The sequence below is a fragment of the Psychrobacillus sp. PGGUH221 genome (genome assembly GCF_042055255.1).
Classification (GTDB): Bacteria; Bacillota; Bacilli; order Bacillales_A; family Planococcaceae; genus Psychrobacillus.
The window spans coordinates 201,865-221,079 of sequence record NZ_JAQMHQ010000008.1; the positions used below are offsets into that span (position 1 = coordinate 201,865).

A 19,215-nucleotide genomic window follows, 5' to 3' on the forward strand; every position below is an offset into this window, starting at 1 on the left:
GAAATTTTCAAGCTCGGATGACATTATTCCACTCCAAATATGGATGGGTAATGTCTTCGAGCTTTTTTGTATTTAGTAAAAATATACTTGAAGGGAATTCAAATAACATGAAATTATTAAAGGACAAGATTGCTCAAGAGGGTAAAGTTCTATCGGAAAATGTCTTAAAAGTAGATTCATTCTTAAATCATCAAATTGATCCTGTATTAATGCAAGCAATTGGAGAAGAGTTTGCTACTCGTTATAAAGATGCAGGAGTTACTAAAATAGTAACGATAGAATCATCTGGAATTGCACCTTCCATGTTCGCTGGATTAACTCTTGGTGTGCCGGTTGTATTTGCTAGAAAACGTAAATCCTTAACTCTTTCAGACAATTTATACACGTCAAAGGTACATTCTTTCACGAAAAATGAAACAAATGATATATCTATTTCACGAAACTTCCTATCAAGTGAAGATGTTGTATTGATAATTGACGACTTCCTTGCAAATGGACAAGCAGTGCTTGGCTTACTTGATATTGTAGAACAAGCCAATGCTACTACTGCTGGGGTTGGAATTGTCATTGAAAAAGGTTTCCAAACGGGTGGAAGCATTATTCGAGAACGTGGCATTCGAGTAGATTCACTTGCTAATATCAAATCGTTAGCTAATGGAAAAGTGGATTTTTTTGAGGAGGCACCAACGCGATGAATAATGCAATTAAAAATACCGCTTTAGGCATTCAACATCTACTTGCTATGTATGCAGGAGCAATACTTGTTCCTCTTATTGTCGGGGGAGCAATCGGACTTAACTCTGAACAATTAACCTATTTAGTAGCAGTAGATATCTTGATGTGCGGAGTTGCAACGATTTTACAAGTAATGAGTAATCGCTTTTTCGGTATAGGATTACCTGTTGTATTAGGTTGTACTTTTACTGCTGTAGGTCCAATGATCGCTATTGGTGCTGAATACGGGGTATCTTCTATTTACGGTGCTATTATTGTTTCCGGGCTTGTTGTAATTGTAATAAGCGGCTTTTTCGGAAAGCTTGTTAAGTTTTTCCCACCAGTTGTGACAGGTTCTGTCGTGACTATTATCGGGATAACTCTAATCCCTGTTGCAATTAATAATATGGGTGGAGGACAAGGTGCAAGTGACTTTGGTTCCATTCCAAATATTTCGTTAGCATTTGGAACATTAATTTTTATCGTCTTGTTATATCGATTTGCTACTGGATTTATTAAAGCTATTTCTATTTTACTAGGAATTATCGCAGGAACAGTTGCTGGAGCATTTATGGGGAAAGTAGATTTCACCCCGGTAAGAGAGTCTGATATTTTCCATATGATTCAACCATTTTACTTTGGGACACCGACTTTTGAATGGTCCCCAATTATTACGATGACTTTGGTAGCTATTGTTTCTTTAGTTGAGTCTACAGGTGTATATTTTGCACTTGGTGATATTCTAGATAAAAAAATCAAAAAAGAAGATTTAACGAAGGGTTATCGCGCAGAGGGAATTGCTGTTTTACTTGGAGGTATTTTCAATTCATTCCCATATACAACCTTTTCACAAAACGTTGGACTAATGCAAATCTCTGGTGTGAAAACGAAAAACGTTATTTATATCACTGGAGGAATGTTGATCGCTCTTGGTTTTATTCCAAAAATTGCTGCACTTACAACGATTATTCCAACATCTGTATTAGGTGGAGCGATGATTGCGATGTTTGGTATGATTGTAGCGCAAGGTATTAAAATGCTAAGCACAATTATTACCGAATCTCAAGAAAACTCTATGATTATTGCATGTGCTATTGGAATCGGCTTAGGAGTAACAGTAGTGCCTGATTTGTTTGGAGCACTTCCAACAAGCATTCAAATTTTGACGAGTAATGGGATTGTAGCTGGAAGTATGACAGCGATTATATTAAATATATTATTCAATATGCTTCCTTCGAAAAAGGAAGTAAAACTATAAAATTGGTCTTTAAAATGAAATGTCGCCTACTTGTAGGTGGCATTTTTTATATGTGAAGATACAAGAGTAATAAAACATGCTATTTTGCTCCTGGATACGGTGTCATCTAAATAGTAGGTTCTAATGGCCAACCTGTTACTGAATTGATTTTTAGAATATGGAGGAGCTATGAACAAGCGTAGTGCCTTCGTCTTTCCTTCAGCGATAAGAACTAAATAAAAACAAAATATCTTGAACTTAAAGTATTTTGTAACTAATTTGTAACTCCAATCCCTTACCATTGGTCAAACTAAAGGAAAGGAGTTGTTTTATGTTAAGATTCAAAAGAATTTGGTTAGTGGTTTTCTGTCTAGTGTTAATTAGTTCTATGGTCGGTTTACCTTCTATGACAAAAGCTTCAGGAGGGGTAATCTCCGGAACATATGGAGGAAAGACCTATAAATTGTATGTACCGAGTCAATATGATTCTAGTAAGAGTTATCCATTGTATGTAATGTTGCATGGTTGTACACAAGATGCAACTCAGTTTTCAACAGGGACAAAAATGAATGCGCTTTCAGAGGAAAAAGGATTTCTAGTACTTTATCCAGAGCAAAACTCTAGCGCTAACTCTAATAAGTGCTGGAATTGGTTTGAAACAAGTCATCAAAATCGCGGAAGTGGTGAGCCTAGCGTGATAGCTGGCATGGTACAATCCATAAAATCGAATTATTCTATTCAGAATGATCAAGTATTTGTTGCTGGACTTTCAGCTGGGGCTGCAATGAGTGTCATTATGGGCGCAACCTATCCAGATGTTTTTTCGGGTATAGGAGTTGGGGCAGGATTAGAATATAAGGCGGCGACTAGCATGACGGAAGCATTTACAGCGATGTCTAGTGGCGGGTCAAGTCCGGTTCAAAGAGGAAGAGATGCTTATAACGCAATGGGAAGTAGAGCTAAGCCACTGAAGGTAATTGTATTTCATGGTACTTCTGACTACACAGTAAATAAAATAAACGGAGATCAAGTCATTTCTCAATGGGCAGTAACGAATAGCCTAGCAGCAACTGGAGCAGAAGGATGGCTAGATGATCAAGCTGATAACACTCAGAATTTACAAGTACCATCAGGAAAAAGCTATACCGTATATGATTACAAGGCACAGGATGAAAAAATTTGGATGAAAAAAGTAAACATACAAAATATGGGGCATGCGTGGTCAGGAGGAAGTTCTCAAGGAAGCTATACGGATCCACAAGGTCCTGATGCTAGTAGAATGATGTGGGATTTTTTTCAATCTGACGTAAAACCCCCTGTAACTAATCCTGTAACAACTGCAACCCCACCTGGTGGAACTTACAATAATTCCGTAAGTGTCGAGCTTATTTCTAATAAACCAGGAACGACCTACTATACAACAGATGGAACTGAACCAACTACTAACTCGCCCATATATTTGCAACCGCTTACAATAACAGAAAACACCACTTTAAAATTCTTTAGTCGTGACAATGAAAATAACTCCGAATCGGTCAAAACAGAGACGTATACAATTGAAACAGGAGATGATCCTGGAAATGAAACATCTGTATCATCCATTGGGAATGAAGATGGATTTGTCGGAAAGTACACTGCAGATGGAAAGAGCAATGCAACGATTAAAGTTGGGGATAAAGGAATGTATAATATGGATACGTATAGAGGTATTTTATCCTTCGATACAAGTACACTAACAGAACCAATAGAATCTGCAAAAATAAGACTATATCCTAAGTTGAAACAAGGAACGATTTCATTACTTCGATTAGACATTAAAACTGGGGTATTCGGAAGTGCTTCAACGATTGAGCAACTTGATTACTCCAATTCAGCCACCCAATCTAATATAAGTAGTTCCTCACCTGTGGAAGGTGAATATTTTGACATTAATATTCCAGCCGATAGTTTATCTCTGATTAACTTAAACGGTATTACTCAATTCCGATTAAAGGCTGATACTTTAGCGGGGTTCAACTCTAATTTCATAGAGTTTTATGGAGGAGAAACTGCCGATTATGCACCTAAATTAATTATTAATAGCAATTAGGATATTTATATTACACGAAGGTCTACTTCCTTCGTGTTTTTTTGTTTCTAAAGAAGTATTTAATCTGTGATAAAAGTCACTGTAATTATATCTTGGATTTGTTAGCATAAATATAAAGGGAGTCTTTTTTACTATTTTCAATAGAAAAGAGGAAAGTGATTATGTTTCTAACTAAACGAATAAAAGTAGAACATCCGAAGGAAATTCTCGTAGGGTTACTAACCGTGACTGAGAAAGAAAGTTTGCGACAACTTCAATTAATAAAATTAACAAAAGAAGTACTTCAATCATTAAATGAAATGAAGTTAACTTTAGAAGACTATATTCCCCAAGCAGTAAGCCACTTTTACGATTCCATAATGGAAAATCCTCAGTTGGTGGAAATAATAAGTACATATAGCTCACGTGTACGTTTAGAAAAAACTTTACGAAGCCACATAGCCGAATGGTTTAATGGGATAATAGATGATGATTATATTATCAGAAGAAAGCAAATAGCAAAAATGCATGTTCATATTGGACTAGAAACAAAATGGTATTTAGCTGCTTGCCACAATTTGCACAACAGTTTTATACAGGAAATTTTATTAAAGGACCTTCCAAAGCAAAAAGAGCGTATTTTTATTGATGCAATTAGTAAGATTATAAGCTATGAACAACAATTAGTAGTGGAAGAATTTGATCGATATGCTGCAGAAAAATCAAGAGAAGAACAAGAAGAAATCAGGGAGAAAATTAAAGCAACATTAGGAAACATTGTAAATGTTTTAGAGTATCAATCTTCTGATACAAGTATTTCCGTAGAAGAACTTATAGGAACTACAAACACATTAAAGGAAGATGTCAAGAATGGAATTGAAACCTCTATGGAAACAATTCGTACTGCTGAAAAGGGTAAACAAACAATTAATACATTAACTAATAACACCAAAGAAATATTTGATAAAACCTCCTCTATGTCTAAAATGATCGATAAATTAAATCAGTCTTCTACAGAAATACTTAATGTCGTTAAAATTGTAAAAGACATCGCAAATAAAACAAACTTACTCGCTTTGAACTCTGCTATTGAAGCTGCAAGAGCTGGTGAATATGGAAAGGGTTTTGCGGTTGTAGCAGAGGAAGTACGAAAGCTAGCAGAACAAACAAAAAGTTCAGTGGAACAAATAGATATACTTGTAGGAGAATCGAATGAGGCACAAAGAACCGTTGTGGATGCAATTCAGGTTATTCAACAATTAGCTAATTTAGGCTTAACAGAAAGTAATCTAACTGCCCAAGCTTTTTCTAATATTTCATTAATGATACAAGAAGTTGCTGCAGAGTCAAAAGTGGTTGGAACAGAAATAAATAGTTTAACGACAGCTGTTGAATCAATTGGAAATGCATCTCTCGAAATTTTAGATTCAGCAAAGCTGTTAGATAATACAATTAAGCAAATTTAGCATGTAAATCAGTTTGAAAAAGCTATTTTAAAAATAATATTGTATGATGAAAATAAACAGCAAAGGGAGGGATTTACATGTTAGTAACTACAACGAATACAATAGAAGGTAAAACGATTGAAAAGTATCATGGCATCGTGAGTGGAGAAGCAATTATGGGTGCAAACGTAGTTCGTGATCTATTTGCATCTGTGACGGATATTGTGGGGGGCAGAAGTTCTGCTTACGAGAATAAATTATCAGAAGGTCGTAAAATTGCATTGGAAGATATGAAGGTTCTTGCAAATCAACTAGGTGCCAACGCTGTAATCGGGGTTGATCTTGATTTTGAAACTATTCGTGAAGGCATGATGATGTGTGTTGCCACAGGAACAGCTGTTACATACCGTGACTAATTAAAGAGGTTTTTATAAGGAGTCGTAAGCTTTTATGAGCTTTCGACTTTTCTAATTTTTATACTAAATGACTCCCATACTGCAATTGAAAAAACAATATTTCTACTATTTCAATATTATGGTAGAATTGTATCAGACACAAGATGTGAGGAACAGAAGATGAGAATAAGAGATTGGGATCGAGCTTTAAAAGTACGTTTATTTGGGGAGTTTTTTAGTAATTTAAGTTTTTGGATGGTGTTTCCGTTCTTAGCAATTTACTTTGCTGATGAATTTGGAACGAGTATGGCGGGGATATTGCTTGTGGTTTCACAGGTCTTTTCGGTAGGTGCCAACTTAATAGGTGGATATTGTGCAGATAGATTTGGTAGAAGGACAATGATTTTCTTGTCTGCTACCGTTGAAGGGATAGCGTTTATACTATTTGCTTTTGCTAATTCTTCATGGATGGATTCGCCAATTGTTAGTTTCATTGCATTTACGATTGCTGGGATGGCTGGATCTTTCTATCATCCGGCAAGTCAGGCGATTGTAGCAGATGTAGTACCTGAACAAGCAAGAAGTAGTGTATTTTCAGTCTTTTATACGTCCATCAATATTTCCGTTGTTATAGGACCTATTGTTGGGGCTGTTTTATTCTTTCAATATCGATTTGCTTTATTACTAGTAGCTGGTATTATATTTATCTTAGTTGGAATAGCAATAAGATTTTTAACAGAGGAAACGCTCCCTGCAGAAGTGCGAGAACAGCTTAAGAATAGCGGGAATAATAGTTGGATACAAGTAGTTGTCAATCAAATAAAAGCATATGGCTTAATAGTTAAGGATAAAGTCTTTTTTCTTTTCGTCGTTGCAGGCATTTTACTTGCTCAAACGTATATGCAATTAGATATGTTGATACCTGTTTATATGAAAGATGTGATTGATGTTCAAGTGCTCGGTAATTTATTTGGTAGAGAATGGACAGTCACTGGAGAAGGTTCATTTGGTATACTTTTATCGGAGAATGGATTATTAGTTGTGCTGTTCACTGTTTTCGTCACTAAATGGATGACGAAATATCCGGAGAAAAGCGTATTCTTTTTATCGTCTATTATGTATGCAGTTGCTATGCTAATTTTTCCGCTCACAGCAAATTTTTGGGTTTTCCTATTTGCAATGGCCGTATTCACTTTAGGAGAATTAATGACAGTAGGATTACAAGAAAGCTTTGTATCTAAACTGGCACCAGAAGACATGCGTGGTCAATACTTTGCGGCAGCTAGTTTGCGTTATACTATTGGACGGACAATTGCACCATTGGTATTCCCATTAGTAGCATGGATCGGTTTTACATGGACTTTTGTTATTTTAGCCATTTTAGCAGTTCTAAGTGGAGTTATTTATCTAATAACATTTAAGGAATATAACAAAAGACAAAATGAAATAAGTGCATAAAATTGGACAAGGGGTGTTCTCATTGAGAACACCCCTTCAGACTGTTGAAAAACGTTCGCATTCTTCGTTGCTTGCACATCGTCTTAAGCTCATGAACTTAAGTTCTATTCGCTTAAGCCTTGTACGGCGCGCCTTGACTGACAAACGTTTTCAAGTCAGTCTGATAGTACACCTTCGAAGAATGATAATGTCTAACAATCTAAAGAGTGTTTCTTCAATGAAAACACCCCTTGATTTGTGTATATGGTAACACATAAAATTTTGAATTTAATTTTCATCCCAATACATTGGGGAAGAATCTCCATGAAAGCCTCAGCTTTCAATGCCGCGGTAAATTGTTCCACTGGTTGCCTTCTAACCTAAGCAACGTAAACCCTACCTTCTTTTACGTCCTTGCGACCCTTTAGTCGCTCCAGTGTGAATAAGTATAATCAAAAACACATAAAGCAGAATGCCAAATTTCTTGATTTATGCACTACCAAAAATGTTAACAAACCTCATCATAGCATAAATTACATATAAAGTCAATAATCTAATATACTTCTTTATTGAATGCATGCTATACTATCTCAATCTAACTTAAGGGGGAAGGTGAGAGAATGGAAGTTTGGGATATTTATGATGAAAGAAGAGAGAGAACAGGAAAATCACATATAAGAGGCGAGGAGTTACAAGAAGGAGATTTTCATACAGTAGTTCATGTTTGGATAATGAATGAAGAAGGCGAGTTGTTAATTCAGCAGCGCCAACCGTGGAAAAAGGGATGGGCCAATATGTGGGATTGTGCTGCAGCCGGTTCTGCCCTTGCTGGGGAAACTTGTGAAATGGCAGCTATACGTGAAACAAAAGAAGAATTAGGAATTGATTTGCAAGTGGAAAAATGTGAAGTGTTATTTACAATTAAGTTTTCGCGAGGTTTTGATGATCATCTGCTAGTTAAGCAAAACGTGGATATCGACAATTTAAGTCTACAATATGAGGAAGTGGCTAATGCGAAATGGGCTACTATGGAAGAAATCTTTAAACTTGTCGAAAGCGGAGAATTTATACCTTATTCTATACTTAAAGCCTTATTTGAAATTATTCAATCTAAAATTTCCTTAAAGAAGGCAACACCACAAGATGCATTGGAGTTATTTGAGTTACAGAAAAAAGTTTTCACACCTATTTACGAAAAATATGAGGATCATAAAACAAGTCCTGTGCTACAAACATTTGAAAGATTTAAAGATCGTTTAGAGACTGGAGACTTCTATAAAATCCATATGGATGATTTGTTAGTTGGAAGTGTCCATGTATATAAGAAATCCCCACAAGTGATGCGACTACATATGATAAATATTCTAGAAGACTGTCAGGGGAAGGGGATTGCCCAACAAGTGATGGATCGACTAGAAACCATGTACCCAGAAGCTGACAGCTGGGAACTTGACACTATTCTAGAGGATGAAAGAAACTGCTATCTGTATGAAAAGATGGGATATGCTCAAACCGTAGATAGATGGAAAGTCAATGATAAGATGACACTAGTTCACTACGTTAAAACTTCTAATATAAAACGAATGAAGGCACTTTGAAAAGAAAAGCATCCTAACTGTGTTAGGATGCTGTAGACTGTAGACAAACTCAATTTAGGTTGTATAGAGTTGTCTATTAAATTCGGCAAGGACCACCACTTCGCTTTCCGTGGTCTTGGCTTCAGCCTCCTAGGCCAACACGATGTTGGTCATGCAATCGTTGCCGCAAAAGTTCTTTTGCGACGAGCTTTGCGCAGGAGCAGGATGCGGCGAACTTAGATTGCCTTCCCCTCAACTGTGGGGTCTTCTGCTCAAGCTGTTCCCGCAGGAGTCTTCGTGGTGGTCCTTGCCTTATAAACAATTCCTTATAGATATCTACTATCTTTACTTTTAATTGGATAAAGCAACCTCTTTAGGAAGTTTTATTATTATTCATAACCGGTTATAAAAATACTTTTGTCGTCAAGCTGAAGCATCCTAACTGTGTTAGGATGCTGTTTTTAATTAACCTATCGTAACTGGTGCAAAAAATTCCTTATATAGTTCTTGTAAAATTTTATTTTCGTTACTTCGATGAACCCCAAAAGCCAAGCTCACTTCAGAGGATCCTTGATTAATCATTTCAATGTTTGCTCCTGTTCTTGAAATAGCAGTTGCTGCACGGGCGGCAAGGCCTGTATTGTTATTCATTCCTTCTCCTACAAGTACAATCATAGAAAATTCATGGCGAAAATGGACATCCTCTGCATGAAGTTCTTCTTTTACACGTTTGATAATCCGTGTTTCTTTTTCAGAAGTTAGCTGATGACTGCGGAAAATTACAGAAATATCGTCTAATCCAGACGGTGTATGCTCATATGAAATGTTTTCTTCTTCTAAAATTTGAAGTAATTTTCTTCCGAATCCTATTTCTCGGTTCATCAAATACTTACTTACGTATAATATTGAAAATCCGCTATCCGCAGATATTCCTGTAATTGGTCGATGTTTTCCTTTTCTGACAGAGACGATTTTTGTTCCCGGAGCAGATGGATTATTCGTATTTTTGATGCAAACAGGTATACCAGCTTTATAGACAGGCATCAAAGCTTCATCATGAAATACGGAAAAGCCTGCGTAAGAAAGTTCACGCATTTCTCTATAGGTGATTTCTTCGATCTCCATTGGGTCGTTTACAACCCTAGGATTTGCACAAAATACAGAGTCCACATCCGTAAAGTTTTCATATAGGTCAGCATGAACAGCCGCAGCTAAAATAGATCCAGTAATATCTGATCCCCCACGATCAAAAGTCCGTAATTGGCCATCCATTGTATATCCAAAGAATCCTGGGAATACTACTATTTCATTGACATCACTTAATTTGCTTAAGTTTTCATAAGCTTGTGGAAGAGCTAATGCACGTTCTGGATAATCATTTACTAAAAGTCCAGCGGTTTTAGGACTGACATACTGAGCTGATAGTCCAATACTTGTAAAGTATGTAGAAATAAGCTTTGCATTGTTATCTTCTCCACTAGCTTTCATATTATCTATAAAAAATTCTTCGTCCGAAGTGTCTAATAATACACGTTGGCGTAAATCTTCTTCGATTACATCGCATATTGGTTGTTCTAAACCAAGACCTGCTGCAATTTCTTTATATCGATCTAATACAAGTTGAAGTTTTGCTTCTACTTCTTTTTCGTTTAAAGCTGCTGTCGCTAAATCTATAAGTAAATCCGTAACTTTTTTATCTGAATCAAAACGCTTTCCTGGTGCTGACACAACTATAAACTTTCTAGTTGGATCTGACTGGACGATTGTTGCTACTTTTTTAATCTGTTCTGCACTTGCGACAGAAGTTCCCCCGAATTTACTAACTTTCATATCATCATATCCTTACTTATTAAGTTATATTGTATTCCTAGAAAAAACAAATGATTTTATACAGTGTACAAATTATAAGATAAAACGTCAATATATTTGGATCAAAAAGTATAATTTATTTTATGTTAAAGTGTATGATTTTATTATATTAATAAATAAAGTTCGTATATTGGTATAATTTAGTTGTAATACTACATAAAAATAGTTCTATAAGCAATCAAAACACGAATAATAATTTTTTTATAATTTTTTTTATTGAATTAATTAGCGCCAAATCAGGCTTTTTTTAAGATGTTTTTAAATGATAGCGTTTTCAATTTTTTTAACTATATTGACAATTGAAAAGAGTGAACGTATGATGGGTTTAATCCAATACAACTTAAACAATTTTGACGGAGATAAACTTTACTTTTTGGAATCTAAAGAGAGCTGATGGATGGTGCAAATCAGTGATTTCTATTGTAGAGTAGCACTCTTGAATTGGTGAACTGAACAATTATAGTAGGTTCATTCGTGTCATGCGCGTTAAGCATTTTAACTAAGATGCTGCATTATGCAGTAAATTTGGGTGGTACCGCGTGAGTTTATACAAGCTCTTCGCCCCTTACATTTATGTAGGGGGGGAAGGGCTTTTTTGCTTTTAATAAAGGAGGATAGTAGCCAAGATAAAATTTGTAACACAACAAATACACATACAACAGAAGGAGAATATAAAAAATGGCTTATAATATTTTAATCAGTGATCCACTTAGCGAAGATGGTATTTATCCTTTAAGACAAGCAGAAGGATTTAATATTGTAATTGATACAGAGTTGACTCCAGAGCAACTTGGAGAAAAAATCGGTGAATTCGATGCACTTCTTGTGCGTAGCCAAACTCAAGTAACCCGTGAAATTATTGAAAAAGGTACAAACTTAAAGATTATTGGTCGCGCCGGTGTTGGGGTAGATAATATTGATTTAACTGCAGCTACTGAACGTGGGATTATTGTTGTCAATGCTCCAGACGGAAATACAAACTCTGCTGCGGAGCATACAATTGCCATGTTGATGTCACTTGCACGTAATATCCCGCAAGCGTTCCTTGCATTGAAAAATCAGAAATGGGACCGTAAATCATTTATTGGGGTAGAAGTGAAAAATAAAACACTAGGTGTTGTAGGCCTAGGTAGAATTGGGGCAGAGGTTGCTGCACGTGCAAAAGGACAACGTATGAATGTAATCGCATATGATCCATTCTTAACTCCTGAAAAAGCTGAAAAACTAGGAGTACAATTTGGTACTATCGAAGATGTTATTAAAGCTGCAGATTTCATTACAGTGCATACACCATTATTAAAAGAAACTCGTCATATAATTAATAAAGAAGCGTTTGAAAAAATGAAAGATGGCGTACAGATCGTTAACTGTGCACGGGGCGGAATTATCGACGAAGATGCATTATACGATGCGATTGTCTCTGGTAAAGTTGCAGGGGCAGCACTAGACGTATTCGAGGAAGAACCTTTTGTTGATCATCGATTATTAACTTTACCGCAAGTTATTGCTACGCCTCACTTAGGAGCAAGCACCGTTGAAGCGCAAGAAATCGTAGCGATCGACGTTTCACATGATGTTGTAAGCTTTTTAAAAGATGGGGTAGTAAAAAACCCAGTTAACCTTTCATCTGTACCAAAAGATGTGTTAGCTAAAATAGAGCCATACTTTAACCTTGTTGAGAAACTAGGCTCATTCTTAAGCGATTTGACAGACGGTGTTCCTGAAGAAGTGAACATTACGTATTCTGGTGAACTTTCTAATATCGACGTTCGACCATTATCTCGAAATGCTGTAAAGGGTCTTTTGAAAAGCAAGCTAGGCGAGTCTATCAATGATGTAAATGCAAAATTTCATGCTGATCGCATTGGGATTGTAGTAAATGAATTAAAAACAACTAAAGCAAAAGGATTTACAAGCTTAATCACGGTTGAAGTAAAAACAGCTTCAGCAACAAGAAAAGTGGCAGGAACGTTATTAAACGGATTAGGACCACGTATATTACGAGTAGATGACTTTATCGTTGATGTAGTGCCAGAAGGCCATTTATTATTTATTCGTCATAAAGACCAACCAGGAGCAATCGGTCGTGTAGGAACTCTATTAGCTGGTGAAGGTGTCAATATCGCAGCGATGCAGGTTGGCCGTTCTGAAGTGGGTGGAGACGCAATCATGATGCTTTCTATTGACAAACATGTCGAAGAAACAGGAATTGAGCAGTTGAAACAACTAGAAGATATATCAGATGCAACAACAATTGATCTTTAATTTAATGAATTGAACATAAACAATCCTAACAATATAAAAGCTAGCCCTTGGGCTAGCTTCAGACTGTAGACAAACTCAAAGAGATTTGAAATTGTCTACAGTCTTTTTTTACAATACATAGTAAGAAATCGACGATTTCCGTTTCAGGCGCTACGCTTTCCACGGGCACGGCCTCAGCCTTCTCCCTCGCTCCTGCGCAAGCTCGTCGCAGAAAAAACGTTGCTCCTGCGCAAAGCTCGTCGCAAAAAACAATGCTCCTGCGCAAGCTCGTCGCAAAATTAATTTCGCTACGCTCTGTCCGGTGCTTCGGCTCGTGCTGTTCCCGTAGGAGTCTTCGCGCCTTCCACTCCAATCTACTAGTATTGGCTAATTTAAAAAGTGTTGAGTTTCTAAATCTTCTAAGACGTTGAGGTGTTGAATATCATGATGACTAAAACCAAATCAATGAACGTGCACAACTTGAAATGCTAACGATTGAGCATCGATGCGCCAAACAATAAAAGAGATTGAAGCTAATATCGTTGGTTTTAAGGATTTGGTTTTCATACAGAAATACCGCACTTTTCAACCTTAGGTAAAAACTACGCACGTCGTTTTCAAGAGACAGACATCTTTGAACAAATCTTTTCCCGCAATTTAAAAGAGATTATGAACCGTGTTCTATTATCAGAAGACCATGTATTCATTGATTCAACTCATGTGAAGGGGAGTGCCAATAAACGCAAGTATGGCAAGAAAATCGTAAGAAAAGTAACACGTGCCTGCGAGGAAAAGCTTCAAGAAGAATTGAATCTAGATCGTGAAGAAAACGGAAAAAAGCCGTTTCCCCGAAGAAGTTCGAACGTAACATAAAATTCTGGGGAAAGTTGAACTTCGAATACCTTCAAAAATGACAAAGTAGCCCGAGAGAAGGACTCTCGGGCTACTTTGTCTAGTCTAAAGCTAGCCCTTGGGCTAGCTTTTTGTAATGTTATGCTAGAATTGGGAATAACTCATGTAAGTTTTTAATCGTATAAGTAGGCTTTACTTCTTCATGTTGTGGTTTGTCTTCTCTGTTAATCCAAACTGATTTCATACCTATTTTAGAGGAGCCAAGGATGTCGGTCATTAAATTATCGCCTACCATTAATGCTTCATCCTTATTAACTCCAGCAACTTCAAGTGCATGTTCAAAAATGGAAGGGTCTGGTTTTCCTTTACCAAATGCTCCAGATATAATAATGTGGTCAAAGTAAGGGGTTAGCTCAGGTGTAATTTCCAGCTTCGTATTTTGTAAGCTAGGTGAACCATTTGTAATTAATAGAAGAATGTATTTATCTTTTAATAGATCTAAAACTTCAAATGTCTCTTCATAAACAAAAGGACTTTCTTTTCGCATTTTTGGGAAGTACTCTGCTAATTCTTTTCCAAGCGTCTCATCTTCAATGCCTAATTTGTATAGCCCTTGTGTCCAAGCTTCCTGCTGATAGACTGGAACGATTACTTTCATCTTTTGGAACTCTTCCGTAGGGTCATCGAATGTGCCCCATAATCCTTCGAAAGGGTTTATTCCAATCATTTGTGTAAATGGACGTGTTTCATATGTATCGTATAAATTGGCTGCTTCTTCTCGAACTGCCTGCTCTAAAGCTATTGGATCAATGTCAACTTTCTTCGCTGCAAATTCACACGTTTTATGAAAAGCGGTTTCCACGCTTTTTTTATCCCATAATAAAGTATCATCTAAATCAAAAAAAATAGCCTTCATTTATTAAATACTCCCTTCACTTTCTTATCTATTTACTTTACCTCAGTAAAGGGAGACTGTCACTAGAGTTACCGTAAGAATTTCAAATCAAAATAATTAATTGTTCGAAATAAGAGTTTCCTCAAACATATCTATAATATGAAGGAATCTTTCTGCCTCTCTGAATACATGGTCTGCCAAAAGGGGATGAATATTGCTTTTTATACGACAAGCTTCTATTAGGTCTCTTGCTGATTTTTTAAAATCTCTGAGGGATACAACAGATACACGATTTTGATCCAAAAATTGATCCAATATAGGTGGAGTTTCTGATTCTGGACGCATGGAATCTAAATCGAGTGCCTGAAAAACAAGCTGGTCAAAATCATGACTGAACTCTCGTGCTTGGTCTACTAGCTTTCTTTCGGAAGGATCCAAAAGGTGGCCGATGAATTTAGAATGATCTGCCATGATTTTAAGGAAGAAAACATTTTCCTTAATAATGTCATCAGGTGTAGGTTCGAGCTTTCCGGCATTAAGCTCTTTTAATCTGTTAACAAAATAAGCTGCTTCTCTGCTTGTATGATCCACTAATAATGCATAGTTATTTGATCTAATTTCGCAACGTAAAATAAGTCCAAGTACTTTTCTTTTATAAGCCCATATCGCAGTAGCTGCCTGATACACTTGAATATTAAATCTTCTTATTTCTTCTGGATCGGATTGTGAAGAATAGGTATTTAGTTTTTCTTCGATTTTTTCAAACAAAGCAACAAATTCCAGTGCTTCTTGAATTAATTTTTTGTCGTCGAAACTGAATCCCAAACTTAAAAATAAGGCATGCTCTTTCATTATCCTTGACCAAAAACGAATCTCATCCAATGATCTTGTCACAAATAAACTGACTGAAATCACTCCTTTTTCTTATAATATTCATACCGCTAAAAGATGTTAAATGACTAGAATTGCAACAATTTATCAAGAGGTCCACCAGCAAGAATAATTTCCTCTATATCCTTTATGGCGATTGGAAAGTATGGAAAGCCATATACATAAGGTGTTATTTCGTAAACTTGAAAATAAATAACAATACTGTGGTTCGCTAGGTAAAAATCTTGATCCATACGAATCTCTTTAAACACCTCTAAAACAGGGACTTCCCATTCGACGATTTTCTTTTCGATTATTTCTGACAAAATCTTTACGTATTGGCTATTTGGTTCAAATAAATCCTTTAATTCAACTAATTTACCTGTTGCCACATCAAAAGTTAATGATTGAATAATAGTTAATCCATGAGCGCCACCAGTATATGAATAAACTAATAAGGATAAACTTAAAATTCCGCGTTCATTCGTTTTTACCTCGTAATGACCGATCATTTCTACTAAGTTCTCATTATAAAAACCTTCCTCAATCAACATTTTGTTCAAAGTAGAAATAATTTCATTATTTATCTTCTTTTCTATCTGAGGATGAGGTAATTTCGTTACAATAGGGTAAGATACGTTTACTTTTGGTGATTGAACATACTTTGTTTTTATGAGAATAGGTAAATCCATTTTTCACCACCTTTCCAATTGTTATTTTATATGAGTGGGGGAACTACATATGTTTTTGAAGAAAATTACAATTTTACGAGATCAAGAACTAACTTATCCATTTACGATTCCGACTATAAATCATTTAAGAGAATTAGAATTAACAAATAACATCACTTTTTTAGTTGGTGAAAATGGGACTGGTAAATCTACTTTATTAGAAGGAATTGCTGATAATTGTCAGTTCAATACAGCTGGGGGAAGTAGAAACAATGTATTTGAAGTAGATGCGTCGGAAAGTGCATTGGGGAAATACATGCGTTTATCATGGATGCCGAAAATCACAAATGGCTTTTTTCTACGTGCAGAATCTTTTTATCAATTTGCATCGCATATAGATGAGATGGAAAGACTACATCCAGGTAGCAATCAAAGTTACGGTGGTAAGTCACTTCACAAACAATCTCATGGAGAATCATTTTTGTCCTTATTTTTAAATAGATTTAATGGTAGAGCTATTTATTTATTAGATGAGCCGGAAGCTGCACTATCCCCTCAAAGACAGCTTGCATTCTTAAAAATAATGCATGATCTTGTAACGGAGGAAGACTGCCAGTTCATAATTGCAACTCATTCACCTATTATATTAGGCTATCAAAATGCGACAATCTTTAGTTTTGATAATGGAGAGATTGAAGAAATAGAATATGAAATGACAAATCATTATCAAATAACAAAATATTTTTTGGACCACCGAGAGAAATTTTTGAAAGAACTATTAGAAGGTGATTGAAAATGAAACTTTAAATGACTTAAATTCGTTCTATCTTGTATTGGGAGTGAAATAAATGAACGTAATAATTCATTATTTAGATGATATGCTTTTTTTCGTCTGTGTAGCACTTCCATTTGTTTTTGTTTGGCGTTTTAGTCGATGGAGAAAAAGAGGCCTTAAGCTAAAAGAAAGTTTCCACGAGTTAGGTATATTTCTACTTGTATTAGTTCTCATTGGTTTGTTTTCACAAACCATTATTCCAAGGTATGGATTGATGCAGCCCTCGCTAACAAATGTAAATTTAGATTTGTTTCGGGTTATAAAAGAAACCTATAATGCTATAAAATATTTAGGATTCTGGCAGCCGTTTTATATTAATTTTCTTGGGAATATTATTCTTTTCATGCCCATTGGTTTTCTCCTTCCCCTTCTTTCTAGAAGAATGGAGGATTTCCCTTACACTGTAGTCATAGGTTTATTGGTCTCTCTTTTTATTGAAATAATGCAACTTCCCCAAAACAGAAGTAGTGATGTAGATGATTTATGGTTAAATACACTTGGTGCCTTACTTGGTTATTTATTTTATTTAATCATCAACAGGAAATTACCAACAGTCACTTTGGCATTTAAAAAAATAAAGGAATAAAGTTTAAAATCATTAGTTTCTGGGTAAAAATATAACGGAAACAATATGCAAGGAGCGTAACAAAATGATGATACCAAAAGAATCTAAAATTGAAGAAAAACGTGAGCATATGATTGAAGATCTAGTGAATAAAGGCGTATTTAAAATCGATGGAAGACAACTATATGAGCTGAATCTGTATGAACTAACAAAAGAGTATATAACAGAAGAAGATAACTAAAAGTGCCGATAATATCGGCACTTTTTTTCGTCTGTTCATATTACGGACGCTGGTCTCGGAAAAACGTCCAATTCTGCTATTTATAGCTAATTGTCTAGAAGAAAAATGTGGTACACTTGTCTCAAACACAGATGAGGTGGAAAACAAATTGACTTTTTTACAAAATTTAAATGAAACATTACAAGAAAAATGGGCAAAGGCGAATTTTGCATCTGAAATGCCTATCCAAACTAAATTAATACCACATATGCTTGATGGTTCAGATATCGTTGCAGAATCTCCAACTGGAACAGGAAAAACATTAGCGTACGTGCTACCTATATTGCAAAAGGTGGATCCATCAAAGAATCACATACAAGCATTGGTCATTGTGCCTTCTCAAGAACTGGGCATGCAGATTGTGGAAGTATTTCGTGAATGGGTGGCAGGTACCGATATTACTGTAGCGCAACTTATTGGTGGTGCAAATATTCAAAGACAACTCGATGTACTTAAAAAGAAGCCAACAATTGTAGTTGGAACACCTGGACGTTTACAAGAACTTGTGAAATTAAAAAAATTAAAGATGCATGAAATCAAAACAATCGTACTAGATGAAGGAGACCAGTTGTTAAGTCGAGAAAATCGTACGACTGTTAAGGGGTTAATAGATGCAACTGTTGAAAGACAACTGGTTGTTACATCTGCCACAATTACGGAAGAAATTGAACTAGTTGCAGAAAGAATCATGAATAATCCTGTCCGCATTCAAGTTACAGCAGAGGAAATTCCTTCAAAGGGTGAAGTTATTCATAGTTTTGTCAAAACGGAAGTGCGAGACAAAACGGAATTATTAAGAAAACTTTCTCACTTAGAAGGTATGAAGGGACTAGCCTTTGTAAATAGTTTAGATCAAGTTTTAATGAAGGATACAAAGCTCTCTTATAGAGATGCTCCTATTATTTCTCTACATTCAGAAATGAAAAAAGAGGAAAGAAAGAAAGCATTAGATGACTTTAAAAATGGTAAAGTAAATATACTTATAGCAACTGACGTTGCTGCTAGAGGTCTGGACATTTCTGGATTAACACATGTAATTCATGTTGATGTTCCACATTCTATAGAACAATATTTGCATCGTTCTGGCCGTACTGGCCGTGCTGGAAATGATGGAGAAGTATTGACCTTATTAACTTATGGGGATGAAAAAACGTATAAGAAATGGACAAAGGAGCTTCCGAGCAAGCCAGTTCAGAAAATATGGTATCGTGGAGAATTAATAGAAGGTTCATCGAAAACAGTACAGAAAAAGGGGAAATAA

16 protein-coding genes, 2 pseudogenes and 1 other annotated feature are annotated in these 19,215 nt (G+C 35.8%); of the genes and pseudogenes, 14 read left to right on the forward strand and 4 right to left on the reverse strand.

The genetic code is table 11. The features are described from left to right. Nucleotides 1-107: 107 nt before the first annotated feature. From PGC35_RS14825 to PGC35_RS14860, 8 genes and pseudogenes are all read left to right on the forward strand, one after another. On the forward strand, nt 108-695 hold the full coding sequence (locus PGC35_RS14825) for a xanthine phosphoribosyltransferase (RefSeq protein WP_375219730.1): 588 nt from the start codon (nt 108-110) through the stop codon (nt 693-695). Further along, nucleotides 692-1,972: a nucleobase:cation symporter-2 family protein gene (locus PGC35_RS14830; protein ID WP_375219731.1), complete on the forward strand. Its 1,281-nt coding sequence runs from the start codon at nt 692-694 to the stop codon at nt 1,970-1,972. Before PGC35_RS14825 ends, PGC35_RS14830 begins: the two co-directional genes overlap by 4 nt. A gap of 310 nt (nt 1,973-2,282) precedes the next feature. Then, nucleotides 2,283-4,040, forward strand: coding sequence for an extracellular catalytic domain type 1 short-chain-length polyhydroxyalkanoate depolymerase (locus PGC35_RS14835; RefSeq protein WP_375219732.1), 1,758 nt, complete (start codon nt 2,283-2,285; stop codon nt 4,038-4,040). A 161-nt stretch (nt 4,041-4,201) separates the two neighbouring features. Continuing rightward, nucleotides 4,202-5,485 (forward strand): methyl-accepting chemotaxis protein, encoded by a 1,284-nt coding sequence (locus PGC35_RS14840; RefSeq protein WP_375219733.1) that lies wholly within the window; start codon nt 4,202-4,204, stop codon nt 5,483-5,485. Nucleotides 5,486-5,562: 77 nt separating this feature from the next. Then, complete coding sequence (locus PGC35_RS14845; protein ID WP_056833207.1) at nt 5,563-5,880, forward strand: YbjQ family protein; 318 nt, start codon at nt 5,563-5,565, stop codon at nt 5,878-5,880. A gap of 159 nt (nt 5,881-6,039) precedes the next feature. After that, nucleotides 6,040-7,317: an MDR family MFS transporter gene (locus PGC35_RS14850; RefSeq protein ID WP_375219734.1), complete on the forward strand. Its 1,278-nt coding sequence runs from the start codon at nt 6,040-6,042 to the stop codon at nt 7,315-7,317. 599 nt (nt 7,318-7,916) lie between these two features. Further along, nucleotides 7,917-8,399: pseudogene (locus PGC35_RS14855) on the forward strand (NUDIX hydrolase); the annotation flags it as partial. Nucleotides 8,400-8,444: 45 nt separating this feature from the next. Next, a complete protein-coding gene (locus tag PGC35_RS14860; protein ID WP_375219777.1) occupies nt 8,445-8,894 on the forward strand; it encodes a GNAT family N-acetyltransferase in 450 nt (149 codons plus the stop codon). Nucleotides 8,895-9,338: 444 nt separating this feature from the next. Here the strand turns inward: PGC35_RS14860 and PGC35_RS14865 are convergent, their stop codons facing one another. Beyond that, the gene (locus PGC35_RS14865; protein ID WP_375219735.1) at nt 9,339-10,703 is read right to left on the reverse strand and encodes an aspartate kinase; all 1,365 of its coding nucleotides are present in this window, start codon (nt 10,701-10,703) and stop codon (nt 9,339-9,341) included. A 380-nt stretch (nt 10,704-11,083) separates the two neighbouring features. After that, nucleotides 11,084-11,311, forward strand: a binding site (T-box leader). Nucleotides 11,312-11,420: 109 nt separating this feature from the next. Here PGC35_RS14865 and serA point away from each other — a divergent pair. Both serA and PGC35_RS14875 read left to right on the forward strand, forming a co-directional pair. Then, nucleotides 11,421-13,007: a phosphoglycerate dehydrogenase gene (serA, locus tag PGC35_RS14870; RefSeq protein ID WP_375219736.1), complete on the forward strand. Its 1,587-nt coding sequence runs from the start codon at nt 11,421-11,423 to the stop codon at nt 13,005-13,007. A 481-nt stretch (nt 13,008-13,488) separates the two neighbouring features. Further along, nucleotides 13,489-13,835: pseudogene (locus tag PGC35_RS14875) on the forward strand (IS5/IS1182 family transposase); the annotation flags it as partial. Nucleotides 13,836-13,977: 142 nt separating this feature from the next. On the opposite strand, the gene PGC35_RS14880 reads toward PGC35_RS14875, so the two are convergent. The 3 genes from PGC35_RS14880 to PGC35_RS14890 form a co-directional block, all read right to left on the reverse strand. Beyond that, nucleotides 13,978-14,754, reverse strand: a complete 777-nt coding sequence (locus tag PGC35_RS14880; RefSeq protein ID WP_375219737.1) for an HAD family hydrolase — start codon at nt 14,752-14,754, stop codon at nt 13,978-13,980. A gap of 96 nt (nt 14,755-14,850) precedes the next feature. Beyond that, nucleotides 14,851-15,648, reverse strand: a complete 798-nt coding sequence (locus tag PGC35_RS14885; RefSeq protein WP_256363938.1) for a DUF2935 domain-containing protein — start codon at nt 15,646-15,648, stop codon at nt 14,851-14,853. A gap of 44 nt (nt 15,649-15,692) precedes the next feature. Beyond that, complete coding sequence (locus PGC35_RS14890) at nt 15,693-16,295, reverse strand: DUF3298 and DUF4163 domain-containing protein (protein ID WP_375219738.1); 603 nt, start codon at nt 16,293-16,295, stop codon at nt 15,693-15,695. A 49-nt stretch (nt 16,296-16,344) separates the two neighbouring features. Here PGC35_RS14890 and PGC35_RS14895 point away from each other — a divergent pair, with 49 nt between their 5' ends. The 4 genes from PGC35_RS14895 to PGC35_RS14910 all read left to right on the forward strand — a co-directional run bounded on the left by PGC35_RS14895 (nt 16,345) and on the right by PGC35_RS14910 (nt 19,215). Next, on the forward strand, nt 16,345-17,067 hold the full coding sequence (locus PGC35_RS14895) for an AAA family ATPase (RefSeq protein ID WP_375219739.1): 723 nt from the start codon (nt 16,345-16,347) through the stop codon (nt 17,065-17,067). 55 nt (nt 17,068-17,122) lie between these two features. Then, the gene (locus PGC35_RS14900) at nt 17,123-17,695 is read left to right on the forward strand and encodes a VanZ family protein (RefSeq protein ID WP_056833223.1); all 573 of its coding nucleotides are present in this window, start codon (nt 17,123-17,125) and stop codon (nt 17,693-17,695) included. A 64-nt stretch (nt 17,696-17,759) separates the two neighbouring features. Beyond that, nucleotides 17,760-17,915 (forward strand): Fur-regulated basic protein FbpA, encoded by a 156-nt coding sequence (locus PGC35_RS14905; protein WP_231687507.1) that lies wholly within the window; start codon nt 17,760-17,762, stop codon nt 17,913-17,915. Nucleotides 17,916-18,063: 148 nt separating this feature from the next. After that, nucleotides 18,064-19,215, forward strand: a complete 1,152-nt coding sequence (locus PGC35_RS14910; RefSeq protein ID WP_375219740.1) for a DEAD/DEAH box helicase — start codon at nt 18,064-18,066, stop codon at nt 19,213-19,215.

What these genes read in the sequence shown, in the direction of transcription:
- PGC35_RS14825 (WP_375219730.1), top strand. Translation starts at nt 108, where the DNA reads ATGAAATTATTAAAGGACAAGATTGCTCAAGAGGGTAAAGTTCTATCG.
- PGC35_RS14830 (WP_375219731.1), top strand. Translation starts at nt 692, where the DNA reads ATGAATAATGCAATTAAAAATACCGCTTTAGGCATTCAACATCTACTT.
- PGC35_RS14835 (WP_375219732.1), top strand. Translation starts at nt 2,283, where the DNA reads ATGTTAAGATTCAAAAGAATTTGGTTAGTGGTTTTCTGTCTAGTGTTA.
- PGC35_RS14840 (WP_375219733.1), top strand. Translation starts at nt 4,202, where the DNA reads ATGTTTCTAACTAAACGAATAAAAGTAGAACATCCGAAGGAAATTCTC.
- PGC35_RS14845 (WP_056833207.1), top strand. Translation starts at nt 5,563, where the DNA reads ATGTTAGTAACTACAACGAATACAATAGAAGGTAAAACGATTGAAAAG.
- PGC35_RS14850 (WP_375219734.1), top strand. Translation starts at nt 6,040, where the DNA reads ATGAGAATAAGAGATTGGGATCGAGCTTTAAAAGTACGTTTATTTGGG.
- PGC35_RS14865 (WP_375219735.1), bottom strand. Translation starts at nt 10,703, where the DNA reads ATGAAAGTTAGTAAATTCGGGGGAACTTCTGTCGCAAGTGCAGAACAG.
- serA (WP_375219736.1), top strand. Translation starts at nt 11,421, where the DNA reads ATGGCTTATAATATTTTAATCAGTGATCCACTTAGCGAAGATGGTATT.
- PGC35_RS14880 (WP_375219737.1), bottom strand. Translation starts at nt 14,754, where the DNA reads ATGAAGGCTATTTTTTTTGATTTAGATGATACTTTATTATGGGATAAA.
- PGC35_RS14890 (WP_375219738.1), bottom strand. Translation starts at nt 16,295, where the DNA reads ATGGATTTACCTATTCTCATAAAAACAAAGTATGTTCAATCACCAAAA.
- PGC35_RS14895 (WP_375219739.1), top strand. Translation starts at nt 16,345, where the DNA reads ATGTTTTTGAAGAAAATTACAATTTTACGAGATCAAGAACTAACTTAT.
- PGC35_RS14900 (WP_056833223.1), top strand. Translation starts at nt 17,123, where the DNA reads ATGAACGTAATAATTCATTATTTAGATGATATGCTTTTTTTCGTCTGT.
- PGC35_RS14905 (WP_231687507.1), top strand. Translation starts at nt 17,760, where the DNA reads ATGATGATACCAAAAGAATCTAAAATTGAAGAAAAACGTGAGCATATG.